This window comes from Streptomyces laurentii (assembly GCF_040635425.1).
Classification (GTDB): Bacteria; Actinomycetota; Actinomycetes; order Streptomycetales; family Streptomycetaceae; genus Streptomyces; species Streptomyces laurentii.
The window spans coordinates 1-12,364 of sequence record NZ_JBEYHT010000078.1 but is presented as its reverse complement, the minus strand read 5'-3'; the positions used below and the strand labels follow the sequence as shown (position 1 = coordinate 12,364).

The 12,364-nt window shown below is 70.3% G+C and carries 12 protein-coding genes; 9 read left to right on the top strand and 3 right to left on the bottom strand.

Features of this window, described 5'->3' with window-relative positions; all coding sequences use genetic code 11:
• The first annotated feature begins 231 nt into the window (after positions 1-231).
• The 6 genes from eccD to ABZ693_RS32105 all read left to right on the top strand — a co-directional run bounded on the left by eccD (position 232) and on the right by ABZ693_RS32105 (position 7,323).
• Positions 232-1,734, top strand: a complete 1,503-nt coding sequence (gene eccD / locus ABZ693_RS32130) for a type VII secretion integral membrane protein EccD (RefSeq protein ID WP_359884728.1) — start codon at positions 232-234, stop codon at positions 1,732-1,734.
• 189 nt (positions 1,735-1,923) lie between these two features.
• Positions 1,924-2,214: a 30S ribosomal protein S15 gene (gene rpsO, locus ABZ693_RS32125; protein ID WP_359884726.1), complete on the top strand. Its 291-nt coding sequence runs from the start codon at positions 1,924-1,926 to the stop codon at positions 2,212-2,214.
• Between the two features lie 297 nt (positions 2,215-2,511).
• On the top strand, positions 2,512-4,722 hold the full coding sequence (locus tag ABZ693_RS32120) for a polyribonucleotide nucleotidyltransferase (protein WP_359884724.1): 2,211 nt from the start codon (positions 2,512-2,514) through the stop codon (positions 4,720-4,722).
• The gene (locus ABZ693_RS32115; RefSeq protein ID WP_359884723.1) at positions 4,719-6,095 is read left to right on the top strand and encodes a M16 family metallopeptidase; all 1,377 of its coding nucleotides are present in this window, start codon (positions 4,719-4,721) and stop codon (positions 6,093-6,095) included. The genes ABZ693_RS32120 and ABZ693_RS32115 overlap by 4 nt, the downstream gene beginning before the upstream one ends.
• A 29-nt stretch (positions 6,096-6,124) precedes the next feature.
• Complete coding sequence (gene dapB / locus ABZ693_RS32110; RefSeq protein WP_359884722.1) at positions 6,125-6,877, top strand: 4-hydroxy-tetrahydrodipicolinate reductase; 753 nt, start codon at positions 6,125-6,127, stop codon at positions 6,875-6,877.
• A 5-nt stretch (positions 6,878-6,882) separates the two neighbouring features.
• Positions 6,883-7,323, top strand: coding sequence for a hypothetical protein (locus ABZ693_RS32105; protein ID WP_359884720.1), 441 nt, complete (start codon positions 6,883-6,885; stop codon positions 7,321-7,323).
• Positions 7,324-7,422: 99 nt separating this feature from the next.
• On the opposite strand, the gene ABZ693_RS32100 is transcribed toward ABZ693_RS32105, so the two are convergent.
• Both ABZ693_RS32100 and ABZ693_RS32095 read right to left on the bottom strand, forming a co-directional pair.
• Positions 7,423-7,983: an SCO5741 family PH domain-containing membrane protein gene (locus tag ABZ693_RS32100; RefSeq protein WP_359884719.1), complete on the bottom strand. Its 561-nt coding sequence runs from the start codon at positions 7,981-7,983 to the stop codon at positions 7,423-7,425.
• A 52-nt stretch (positions 7,984-8,035) separates the two neighbouring features.
• Positions 8,036-8,275, bottom strand: a complete 240-nt coding sequence (locus tag ABZ693_RS32095; protein WP_359884718.1) for a hypothetical protein — start codon at positions 8,273-8,275, stop codon at positions 8,036-8,038.
• 211 nt (positions 8,276-8,486) lie between these two features.
• On the opposite strand from ABZ693_RS32095, the gene thyX reads away from it, so the two are divergent.
• The 3 genes from thyX (at position 8,487) to ABZ693_RS32080 (ending at position 12,101) form a co-directional block, all read left to right on the top strand.
• On the top strand, positions 8,487-9,227 hold the full coding sequence (thyX, locus tag ABZ693_RS32090; RefSeq protein WP_359884717.1) for an FAD-dependent thymidylate synthase: 741 nt from the start codon (positions 8,487-8,489) through the stop codon (positions 9,225-9,227).
• 177 nt (positions 9,228-9,404) lie between these two features.
• Positions 9,405-10,304, top strand: coding sequence for a 4-hydroxy-tetrahydrodipicolinate synthase (dapA, locus tag ABZ693_RS32085; protein WP_359884715.1), 900 nt, complete (start codon positions 9,405-9,407; stop codon positions 10,302-10,304).
• Between the two features lie 111 nt (positions 10,305-10,415).
• The gene (locus ABZ693_RS32080; protein WP_359884714.1) at positions 10,416-12,101 is read left to right on the top strand and encodes a ribonuclease J; all 1,686 of its coding nucleotides are present in this window, start codon (positions 10,416-10,418) and stop codon (positions 12,099-12,101) included.
• A gap of 76 nt (positions 12,102-12,177) precedes the next feature.
• On the opposite strand, the gene ABZ693_RS32075 is transcribed toward ABZ693_RS32080, so the two are convergent.
• A partial coding sequence (locus tag ABZ693_RS32075) for a hypothetical protein (protein ID WP_359884713.1) occupies positions 12,178-12,364 on the bottom strand: 187 nt, incomplete at its 5' end.

The following is a 12,364-nucleotide window of genomic DNA, read 5'->3' as shown; positions in this document are numbered from 1 at the left end:
GCGAGTGGGCGGTAGGGTGAGCGGGCATGTTTGCGCGCTCATGAACTATCGCAAAAAATCGGGCCTTTCGGAACGCAATGTCCGGAGTGCCGGAGCCGAGGTCCCGAGCCGGGTCCCGGCGCCGGAGAGCCGCGGCGCGATGCCCGGAGCCAAAGAGCCGGGGCGCGATGCCCGGAGCGCGGGCCAGGCCCGCCGGCCAGGAATCACCACGAGGGGAATCAGCAGGTGAGTATGACGGCCCCAGCCACGGCCAGCAGAGCAGGCCAGTCGGCCCCCGCACCCGTGTTCCAAGGCGGCACCGGTTTCTGCCGGGTCACCGTCGTCGCGCCCGACGGCCGCGTCGACGTCGCCCTGCCCGAGGACATCGCGCTCGCGGACCTCTACCCGGAGATCCTCCGGCTGTCCGGCCAGACCCCGGCCCCCGGCGCCCCGGTCGGCTACCACCTGGTCCGCCGTGACGGCACCGTCCTCGACGGCGGCCGCTCGCTCGCCTCCCAGCGGATCCTCGACGGCGAGCTGCTGTCGCTGCGCCCGTTCGCCGAGTCGCTGCCCCCGGCCGTCTTCGACGACGTCTCCGACGCCGTCGCCTCCGCCGTCTCGCGCGACCGCACCCTGTGGTCCGACGCCCTGATGCGCGGCGCCGGCCTGTTCGGCGGCGCGGTCCTGCTCACCCTGCTCGCCTTCGTCCTGTGGTCGTCCGAGCCCCGGCACGACATGCACGGCCTGCCCGGCATCCTGGCCGCCGTCACCGCCGTCCTCCTGCTGGCGCTGGCCGCCGTACGCGCGCGGGTGTACGACGACCGCGACTCCTCCGTCGCCCTCGGCATGGGCGCCATGGCGAACGCCGCCGTCGCCGGCGCCGGACTGCTCCCGCTGGCGGACGGCCAGGGCATCGGCAAGCTGCAGTTCCTGCTCGCCTGCGCCGCCGTCCTCGTCTGCGCCGTGATCCTCACGGTGGTCTCCCCGCGCGGCGACGGCCCCTTCGTCGCGTTCGTCTTCGCGTCCACCGTCGGCCTGCTCGTCGGCTTCGCGTCGATCCTCACCCACCTGGCGACGGCCGAGTCCGCCGCGGTCTGCGCCCCCTTCGCGATCGGGGCGCTCGCCTTCCTGCCGGGCCTGTCCACCCGCTTCGCGCGCCTGCCGATCGGCTTCGAGCCGCCCCGCAGCAGCGTCGGCGGCGGATACGGCACCGAGACCGAGCCGCAGGGACCGGTCGACGCCGTCCGGATCGCCGCCCAGGCCCGCCGCGGCCACGAGCTCCTGGTCGGCCTGGTCGGCGGCTGCGCGCTCGTCGCCGTCGCCGCCGCGGCCGTCCTCGGCTTCTCCGACAACGTCTGGGGCCAGCTCCTCGCCCTGTCGACCGGCGTCGCGATGCTGATGCGCGCCCACCTGTTCCGCTACACCGCGCAGGTCGGCTGCGCGCTCGCGGCCGGCCTCGGCGCGCTGGTCCTGCTCGGCCTCGGCCTGTGCCTGAACCCGCCCGTGGACCTCCTCCAGGCCGCCCTCAAGGGCGACGGGACGGCCCTCGACATCCGTACGGTCTGGCTCTCCGCCGCGATCGCGGGCGTCGCCGCGCTGCTCACCGCCATCGGCCTGATCGTGCCGCGCAAGGGCGTCACCCCGTTCTGGGGCCGCTTCCTGGAGGTCGCGGAGACGTTCGTGCTGCTCACGCTGCTGCCGCTGTGCCTGGCGGTCTTCGACGTCTACCACTCCATCCGGGCTCTCACGTCCTGATCAAATGGGCGCGCTCGTGTCCTGAATGCCCTGGTAGACTCGTCGGCGGCCGTTCGTGTACGCGCTCTCGGAGACCTCGGGTCTCGGGGAGCGGCGCTCACCGGCCCCTCGCCCACGAGTCATGGAAGCCCCCCTGAGATGCAGACCAGGGGCACTCGCGGGCGCACGAACACTATCGAGGAGAACCGCGTGGCTCTCGACACCGCTGTCAAGAAGCAGATCATGGCCGAGTTCGGCACCAAGGAGGGCGACACCGGCTCCCCCGAGGTCCAGGTCGCGATGCTGTCCCGCCGCATCTCTGACCTGACCGAGCACCTCAAGGCTCACAAGCACGACCACCACTCCCGTCGTGGTCTGCTGATCCTGGTCGGTCAGCGTCGCCGCCTGCTGCAGTACCTGGCCAAGAAGGACATCCAGCGCTTCCGTACGCTGGTCGACCGCCTCGGCATCCGCCGTGGTGCGGCCGGCGGCGCCAAGTAAGACGCCGTGAAGGGAGCGGTTCCCACTTTCAGGGGGCCGCTCCCTTTGCTGTACGTGCGCGAGGGTGGCATGGCCACATAGTCTGGTCATGACACACCCCGCACCACCGCCACATCACCGCGCGAGAAGCAGCCGGGCCGCCCGCCGGTCCTCGGTAGTGGCCCCCGGACACCGATCCGGGAGCTTCGATCGAAGACCGGCCCGCCAACACAGTGCTTCTCCCGCACCGTCCCCGCGCCACACGGGCCCGCGGACGCAAAGACGAAACGCAAAGACGAAACGTAGGAGAAACCGCTAGTGGAGAACGAGACCCACTACACCGAGGCCGTCATCGACAACGGCTCCTTCGGTACCCGCACGATCCGCTTCGAGACGGGCCGTCTGGCCCGTCAGGCCGCCGGCTCCGCCGTCGCCTACCTCGACGACGACACCATGGTGCTCTCGGCGACCAGCGCGTCGAAGAAGCCCAAGGACCAGCTCGACTTCTTCCCTCTGACGGTGGACGTCGAGGAGCGGATGTACGCCGCCGGCAAGATCCCCGGCTCCTTCTTCCGCCGTGAGGGCCGCCCCTCCGAGGACGCCATCCTCACCTGCCGCCTGATCGACCGCCCGCTGCGCCCGTCCTTCAAGAAGGGCCTGCGCAACGAGATCCAGGTCGTCGCCACGATCATGGCGCTCAACCCCGACCACCTGTACGACGTCGTCGCGATCAACGCCGCGTCCGCGTCCACCCAGCTGGCCGGCCTGCCCTTCTCCGGCCCGATCGGCGGCGTCCGCGTCGCGCTGATCAAGGGCCAGTGGGTCGCCTTCCCGACGCACACCGAGCTCGAGGACGCCGTCTTCGACATGGTCGTCGCGGGTCGCGCCCTGGAGGACGGCGACGTCGCGATCATGATGGTCGAGGCCGAGGCCACCGAGCAGACCATCCAGCTCGTCAAGGGCGGCGCCGAGGCGCCGACCGAGGAGATCGTCGCCGCGGGCCTCGAGGCCGCGAAGCCGTTCATCAAGGTCCTGTGCAAGGCCCAGGCCGACCTCGCCGCCAAGGCCGCCAAGCCCGAGGCCGAGTTCCCGATCTTCCTGGACTACCAGGACGACGTGTACGCCGCCCTCGCCGACGCCGTCCGCGGTGAGCTCGCCCAGGCGCTCACCATCGCCGGCAAGCAGGACCGCGAGGCCGAGCTGGACCGCGTCAAGGAGCTGGCCGCCGAGAAGCTCCTCCCGGCCTTCGAGGGCCGCGAGAAGGAGATCTCCGCCGCGTACCGCTCCCTGACCAAGGCCCTGGTCCGCGAGCGCGTCATCAAGGACAAGGTCCGCATCGACGGCCGTGGCGTCACGGACATCCGTACGCTCGCCGCCGAGGTCGAGGCCATCCCGCGCGTGCACGGCTCCGCCCTGTTCGAGCGTGGCGAGACCCAGATCCTGGGCGTCACCACCCTCAACATGCTCCGCATGGAGCAGCAGCTGGACACCCTCTCCCCGGTGACCCGCAAGCGCTACATGCACAACTACAACTTCCCGCCGTACTCGGTCGGCGAGACGGGCCGCGTCGGTTCGCCGAAGCGCCGCGAGATCGGCCACGGCGCGCTCGCCGAGCGCGCGATCGTGCCGGTCCTGCCGACCCGCGAGGAGTTCCCCTACGCGATCCGTCAGGTGTCCGAGGCCCTCGGCTCCAACGGTTCGACGTCCATGGGCTCGGTCTGCGCCTCCACCATGTCGCTGCTGAACGCCGGTGTGCCGCTCAAGGCCCCCGTCGCCGGTATCGCCATGGGGCTGATCTCCCAGGAGATCAACGGCGAGACGCACTACGTCGCCCTCACCGACATCCTCGGTGCGGAGGACGCCTTCGGCGACATGGACTTCAAGGTCGCCGGTACGAAGGAGTTCGTCACCGCCCTCCAGCTCGACACCAAGCTGGACGGCATCCCGGCCTCCGTCCTGGCCGCGGCCCTCAAGCAGGCCCGCGACGCCCGCCTCCACATCCTCGACGTGATGATGGAAGCGATCGACACGCCGGACGAGATGTCCCCGAACGCCCCGCGGATCATCACCGTCAAGATCCCCGTGGACAAGATCGGCGAGGTCATCGGCCCCAAGGGCAAGATGATCAACCAGATCCAGGAGGACACCGGCGCCGAGATCACGATCGAGGACGACGGCACCATCTACATCGGTGCCTCCGACGGCCCGGCCGCCGAGGCCGCCCGCGCCACGATCAACGGCATCGCCAACCCGACCATGCCGGAGGTCGGCGAGCGCTACCTGGGTACGGTCGTCAAGACCACCACCTTCGGTGCCTTCGTCTCCCTGCTCCCGGGCAAGGACGGCCTGCTGCACATCTCGCAGATCCGCAAGCTCGCCGGTGGCAAGCGCGTGGAGAACGTCGAGGACGTGCTCGCGATCGGCTCCAAGGTCCAGGTCGAGATCGCCGAGATCGACCAGCGCGGCAAGCTCTCCCTCATCCCCGTGATCGAGGGCGAGGACGCCGAGAAGGACGCCACCGACCAGTGACGTTCCGCAGTCCCGCGACGACGGCCCGCCCCTCCACCGAGGGGCGGGCCGTCGCCCGTACCCAAACGCTTCTGCCGGGCAAGGACGGCGTCGGCACAGTCCGTCGCACCACCCTCCCCGGCGGTCTCCGCATCGTCACCGAGACCCTGCCCTCCGTGCGCTCCGCTACGTTCGGTATCTGGGCGAATGTCGGTTCCCGGGACGAGACCCCGACCCTCAACGGCGCCACCCACTACCTGGAGCACCTCCTCTTCAAGGGCACCGCCAAGCGGTCCGCCCTCGACATCTCCGCCGCGATCGACGCGGTCGGCGGCGAGATGAACGCCTTCACGGCGAAGGAGTTCACCTGCTACTACGCCCGGGTCCTCGACACCGACCTGCCGCTGGCGATCGACGTCGTCTGCGACATGCTCACCGGCTCGCTCATCCTCGACTCCGACGTGGACGCCGAACGCGGCGTCATCCTGGAGGAGATCGCGATGACCGAGGACGACCCCGGTGACGTGGTGCACGACCTGTTCGCGCAGACCATGTTCGGCGACACCCCGCTGGGCCGCCCGGTCCTCGGCACCGTCGACACGATCAACGCGCTCGGCCGGGAGCAGATCGCCCGCTTCTACAAGAAGCACTACGACCCGACCCACCTGGTCGTCGCCGCCGCCGGCAACGTCGACCACGCCACGGTGGTACGCCAGGTCCGCCGCGCCTTCGAGCGCGCCGGCGCCCTGACCGGTACCGCCGGCCCCATCGCCCCGCGCGAGGGCCGGCGCACCATCCGTACGGCCGGCCGGGTCGAGCTGCTCGGCCGCAAGACCGAGCAGGCGCACGTTGTCCTCGGCATGCCGGGCCTGGCCCGCACCGACGACCGCCGCTGGGCCCTCGGCGTGCTGAACACCGCGCTCGGCGGCGGCATGTCCTCCCGCCTCTTCCAGGAGGTACGGGAGAAGCGCGGCCTGGCCTACAGCGTGTACTCGTACACCTCGGGCTTCGCCGACTGCGGCCTGTTCGGCGTGTACGCGGGCTGCCGCCCCAGCCAGGTCCACGACGTGCTGCGGATCTGCCGCGACGAACTGGACAAGGTGGCCTCCGACGGGCTGACCGACGAGGAGATCGGCCGCGCGATAGGCCAGCTCTCCGGGTCCACCGTGCTCGGCCTGGAGGACACCGGCGCGCTGATGAACCGCATCGGCAAGAGCGAGCTGTGCTGGGGCACCCAGATGTCGGTCGACGACATGCTGGGACGGATAGCCGCCGTCACCCCCGACGAGGTGCGCGCGGTCGCCCGCGACGTACTGGAGCAGCGGCCCTCGCTGTCGGTGATAGGCCCGCTGAAGGACAAGCAGGCCGACCGCCTTCACAGCGTGGTCGCCTGACCCCCCTCCGCACCAAAAGGAAGCATCAGATGAGCAAGCTGCGCGTGGCGGTCCTCGGAGCCAAGGGCCGGATCGGCTCCGAGGCGGTCAAGGCCGTCGAGGCCGCCGAGGACATGGAACTGGTCGCGGCCCTCGGCCGCGGCGACTCGCTGGAGTCGCTGGCCGAGGCCGGCGCCCAGGTCGCCGTCGAGCTGACCACGCCCGACTCGGTCATGGACAACCTCGACTTCTGCGTACGCCATGGCATCCACGCGGTCGTCGGGACCACCGGCTGGACCGAGGAGCGCCTCGCGCGGCTGACCGGCTGGCTGGAGCAGTCCCCGGAAACCGGTGTCCTGATCGCCCCGAACTTCTCCCTCGGCGCGGTCCTCACCATGAAGTTCGCGCAGCTCGCGGCCCCGTACTTCGAGTCCGTCGAGGTCGTCGAGCTGCACCACCCGAACAAGGTGGACGCCCCGTCCGGCACCGCCGCCCGCACCGCCCAGCTGATCGCCGCCGCCCGTGCCCAGGCCGGTCTCGGCGCCCAGCCGGACGCCACCGCGACCGCCCTGGAGGGCGCGCGCGGCGCGGACGTGGACGGGGTGCGGGTGCACTCCGTACGCCTGCGGGGCCTGCTGGCCCACCAGGAGGTGCTGCTCGGCGGCGAGGGCGAGACCCTCACCGTGCGGCACGACTCGCTGCACCACTCCAGCTTCATGCCGGGCATCCTCCTGGGCGCCCGCCGCGTGACCGCCGTCCCGGGCCTCACCTTCGGCCTGGAACACTTCCTGGACCTGGGCTGACGGCCATGGGCGGAAAGATCACGTACGTCTTCCTGGCCACCGTCCTCGTCCTCGTCTTCGGTGTGGTGGGGATGGAAGGGGTCCTGCTCCTGCTGACCGGGGAGCCCGCGGCCATGGGCATGGGCGCCATAGCGTTCCTGCTGCCGGTGGTCGGGGCCTGGTTCCTGTGGAAGAACACCGGCTTCGCGCGCCGGGCCAACCGGCTGGCGGCGGAGCTGGAGGCCGAGGGCGGTCTGCCGGTCGACGAGCTGAAGCGGACGGAGGGCGGCCGGATCGACCGCGACTCGGCCGACGAGGTGTTCGCCCGGCGCAAGGCCGAGACGGAGGACACACCGGAGGACTGGCGCTGCTGGTTCCGGCTGGCGGTGGCCTACCACGACGCCCGCGACACCCCGCGGGCCCGCAAGGCCATGCAGCGGGCGATCACCCTGCACGACGCGGCGTAGGCCGCGTCCGCGGACAGGGCTCAGCGCGTCCGCGGACACGCGAAGGGGGCCCGGCATCGCGCCGGGCCCCCTTCGCGTGTTCTCACGTGTCCTACGGCGTCAGCGGGCCGCGCCGGCGCCGGCGCCCGCGTACTCCGCGTGCCAGGCCTCGACCGTGTCGGCGGCGCGGTCGAACGCCTCGACCCGGGAGAGGAAGTCCGCGTTGTGGTCGGTGAGCAGCGCGGCCGGCTCGCCGCCGTGCCGGACGACGACGAGGGCCTGGCCCTGGACCGTACGGGGCAGACCCAGCCAGCGCACCGGCTGCTGCGCGGTGCGGACGGCGCTGGTCTGCCGCCACGGCATGGTCTTGGTGGTGAAGAAGGCGACGTGCCGCAGCCCGGCCTTGCTCACCCAGACGCCTGTGCGCAGCGAGCGCAGGGCGGCGCCGATGATCAGGGCCGCGAAGCCGAAGGTGAGCAGGGCTCCGCCGGTCCCTCCCGCGGCGGCGATGACGACGGCCGCGAGCAGCACGAACGAGGCGAGCAGCAGCGCGAGCGCGGCGAGCCCCACCCGCCACGGGCCGGGCCGGTACGGACGGCGCCACTGATCGTGGTCGTCGAACGGCAGCGCGATGTCGTCCGTGTCAAAAGCACGGTCGGCCGTCAGGAAGGGCAGGGGCACGACAGGTCCTCACTCACAAGCACGTTCGGTGGCTGTGCCCGGTGAGGCTACCTCAGCGGCCGTCGGAAGCCTCGGACTGCTGCCGGCCCCCGCCCGCGTCCCCGGACTGGAGGGACGGCATGCCGAAGACGAGGGCACCGACGAGACCGGCGACGAGGGTCAGCCCGAGCAGCGTACGGCCGACGAGCTGGGACGCGGTGGGACGCTCCCGGGGCGGGGGAGTGACGTTACTGCGGAAGTCGTCGTTCTCCGCGACGAACGCGAACGGTACGGCCTCTCGCCGGGGCGACATCAGCACTCTCCTTGACTCCGGGTCCGCGTCGACGGGGGGTCTCGACGTCTCGACGGGTCCTGCGCGGCAGGTCTTCACCTGTACAGACGAGCGAATCGGTGCTTTGGTGCCCTTTTTCATCAAACCGGCCGAATCTCGTTCTCGAGAAGGACGTCGATACAGTGGACGACCGCAGCCCCCCTCTGCGCCAGCCCGACCGGAAGGACCCCAGGTGACCGACACCCCCCCAGAGAACATGAAGATCGAGTTCCGGAGCGACGTCACCGTTGAGCTGGTCAAGAGCGCCGCGGCCGACTCCGACGTCCTGTGGGCGGCGCGGGTGTCCACCGCGGGCGAGCAGTCCCTCGAGGAGCTCCAGAAGGACCCGGAGCGCTCCAAGGGCCTGATCAACTACCTGATGCGGGACCGGCACGGCAGCCCGTTCGAGCACAACTCGATGACGTTCTTCATCAGCGCCCCGATCTTCGTGTTCCGCGAGTTCATGCGGCATCGGGTCGGCTGGTCCTACAACGAGGAATCGGGCCGCTACAGGGAGCTCCAGCCGGTCTTCTACGTCCCCGGCACGGACCGCAAGCTGGTCCAGGAGGGCCGCCCGGGCAAGTACGTCTTCGTCGAGGGCACCGAGGCTCAGCACGACCTCGCCGCCCGCGCCATGGAGGACTCGTACCGCCAGGCGTACGACACGTACCAGGAGATGCTGGCCGCCGGCATCGCCCGCGAGGTGGCCCGCTCGGTCCTCCCGGTGGGCCTGTTCTCCTCGATGTACGCCACCTGCAACGCCCGCTCGCTGATGCACTTCCTCGGCCTGCGCACCCAGCACGAGCTGGCGGCGGTGCCGTCCTTCCCGCAGCGGGAGATCGAGATGGTCGGCGAGAAGATGGAGGAGCACTGGGCCCGGCTGATGCCGCTGACCCATGCCGCCTTCAACAAGAACGGCCGTGTGGCCCCGTAACGCACGCACATCCGATCAGGCCGGCGAAGTGTCCGTATTGCGACGTTTCGTGAAGTTCATCTAGGCTGATCAAACGGACCCGGCACTGCTTGAACCCCCGAGCAGGCAGTGCCGGGCTCCCTTTATCGCGTCCCCCGAGGGGGCATCCGGCGCTGAGCAGCGAGTAGCGTGTTACCCATGGCTCCGATCTCCACTCCGCAGACCCCCTTCGGGCGGGTCCTCACCGCCATGGTCACGCCGTTCACGGCGGACGGCGCACTCGACCTCGACGGCGCCCAGCGACTCGCCACCCATCTCGTCGACGCGGGCAACGACGGCCTGATCGTCAACGGCACCACCGGCGAGTCCCCGACCACCACCGACGCGGAGAAATCGCAGCTCGTACGGGCCGTCCTGGAGGCGGTCGGCGACCGTGCCCACGTCGTCGCGGGCATCGGCACCAACGACACCCGGCACACCCTGGAGCTCACCCGCGCGGCGGAGCGCGCCGGCGCGCACGGTCTGCTCGCCGTCACGCCGTACTACAACAAGCCCCCGCAGGAGGGCCTGTACCGGCACTTCTCGGCCATCGCCGACGCCACCGAGCTGCCCGTGATGCTCTACGACATCCCCGGCCGCAGCGGCGTCCCGATCGACACCGAGACGCTCGTCCGTCTGGCCGAGCACCCGCGCGTCGTCGCCAACAAGGACGCCAAGGGCGACCTCGGCCGGGCCAGCTGGGCCATCGCCCGCAGCGGCCTCGCCTGGTACTCCGGCGACGACATGCTCAACCTGCCGCTGCTCTCCGTGGGCGCCTGCGGCTTCGTCTCCGTGGTCGGCCATGTCGTCGCCCCGGAGCTGCGCGCCATGCTCGAAGCCTTCCTGGCCGGCGACGTCCAGAAGTCCACCGAGATCCACCAGCGGCTGCTGCCGGTCTTCACCGGCATGTTCCGCACGCAGGGCGTCATGACCACCAAGGCCGCCCTCGCCCTCCAGGGCCTCCCGGCCGGACCGCTGCGGCTGCCCCTCGTCGGCCTGACCGACGAGGAAACCGCACAGCTCAAGGTCGATCTCGCCGCCGGCGGGGTACAGCTCTGACAACAGACTTCATAAAAGAAGACCCGTAACTGAATACGACAAGTAAGTGCACGATTGTCATGCGCGCCACGTGCCGATCCGGTACGTGGCGCGTGTGGTGAGGAGAGTCTTTTGAGCCATCCGCATCCTGAACTCGGCGCCCCGCCCAAGCTCGCGAAGGGCGGCCTGCGCGTCACCCCGCTCGGCGGTCTCGGCGAGATCGGCCGCAACATGACGGTCTTCGAGTACGACGGCCGTCTGCTGATCGTCGACTGCGGCGTCCTCTTCCCCGAGGAGGAGCAGCCGGGCGTCGACCTGATCCTGCCCGACTTCACCACCATCCAGGACCGTCTCGACGACATCGTCGGCATCGTCCTGACCCACGGCCACGAGGACCACATCGGTGCCGTGCCGTACCTGCTGCGCATGCGGCAGGACATCCCGCTCATCGGCTCCAAGCTGACCCTCGCGCTCATCGAGGCCAAGCTCCAGGAGCACCGCATCCGCCCGTACACCCTCGAGGTGGCCGAGGGGCAGCGCGAGCGGCTCGGCGACTTCGAGTGCGAGTTCATCGCCGTCAACCACTCCATCCCGGACGCCCTGGCCGTCGCCATCCGCACCCCCGCGGGCATGGTCGTGCACACCGGCGACTTCAAGATGGACCAGCTCCCGCTGGACCACCGCCTCACCGACCTGCACGCCTTCGCGCGGCTGAGCGAGGAGGGCATCGACCTCCTGCTCACCGACTCGACGAACGCCGAGGTCCCGGGCTTCACGCCGCACGAGCGCGACATCTCGAACGTGCTGCGCAACGTCTTCGCGAACGCCCAGAAGCGCATCATCGTGGCCAGCTTCGCCAGCCACGTGCACCGCGTGCAGCAGGTCCTCGACGCCGCCCACGAGTACGGCCGCCGGGTCGCCTTCGTCGGCCGTTCGATGGTCCGCAACATGGGCATCGCCCGTGACCTGGGCTACCTGCGGGTCCCGGCCGGTCTGGTCGTCGACGTGAAGACGCTGGACGACCTCCCGGACGACGAGGTCGTGCTGGTCTGCACCGGCTCCCAGGGCGAGCCGATGGCCGCCCTGTCCCGGATGGCCAACCGCGACCACCAGATCCGGATCGTCCCCGGCGACACCGTGATCCTGGCGTCCTCGCTCATCCCGGGCAACGAGAACGCGGTCTACCGCGTGATCAACGGCCTGACCCGCTGGGGCGCCAACGTCGTCCACAAGGGCAACGCCAAGGTCCACGTCTCGGGCCACGCCTCCGCCGGCGAGCTGCTGTACTTCTACAACATCTGCCGGCCGAAGAACCTCATGCCGGTCCACGGCGAATGGCGCCACCTGCGTGCCAACGCCGAGCTCGGCGCGATGACCGGTATCCCCAAGGACCACATCGTCATCGCCGAGGACGGCGTCGTCGTCGACCTGGTCGACGGCCGCGCCCGCATCAGCGGCAAGGTCCAGGCCGGGTACGTGTACGTGGACGGCCTCTCGGTCGGCGACGTCACCGAGTCCTCCCTCAAGGACCGCCGCATCCTCGGCGAAGAGGGCATCATCTCGGTGTACGTGGTCGTCGACTCGTCCACGGGCAAGATCGTGGGCGGCCCGCACGTCCACGCCCGCGGCTCCGGCATCGACGACAACGCGTTCGACGCGGTGCTCCCGAAGATCGACCAGGCCCTGAACAAGTCCGCTCAGGACGGCGTGGTCGAGCCGCACCAGCTCCAGCAGCTGATCCGTCGCACGGTCGGCAAGTGGGTCTCCGACACCTACCGCCGCCGCCCGATGATCCTCCCGGTGGTCGTGGAGGTCTGACGGCCGGCCCGCCGCGCGGGCTGAGCTCGGGAGCGGGGCGCCTCGATTTGCATCAAGGCGCCCCGCTCCAGTACGTTTACGGCTCCGCCAGTGGGGAAGCCCCGGTCGCCAGCGTGCACCGGACGGGTGAAACCGGGAAGCGGAAATCCGACTCGGAAGTTCTGATAAAGTCGGAAAGCGCCGAAAGGGCCTGGAAGCGAAAGCCGAAAGGAACGGAAAGCGCCGAGTGAATCGGATCGAAAAGATCTGATAAGCTCGAAAAG

Coding starts and splice junctions, on each gene's coding strand:
- ABZ693_RS32095 (WP_359884718.1), bottom strand. CDS start 8,275: ATGTCGCCCCGGCGAGAGGCCGTACCGTTCGCGTTCGTCGCGGAGAAC.
- dapA (WP_359884715.1), top strand. CDS start 9,405: ATGGCTCCGATCTCCACTCCGCAGACCCCCTTCGGGCGGGTCCTCACC.
- eccD (WP_359884728.1), top strand. CDS start 232: ATGACGGCCCCAGCCACGGCCAGCAGAGCAGGCCAGTCGGCCCCCGCA.
- ABZ693_RS32105 (WP_359884720.1), top strand. CDS start 6,883: ATGGGCGGAAAGATCACGTACGTCTTCCTGGCCACCGTCCTCGTCCTC.
- dapB (WP_359884722.1), top strand. CDS start 6,125: ATGAGCAAGCTGCGCGTGGCGGTCCTCGGAGCCAAGGGCCGGATCGGC.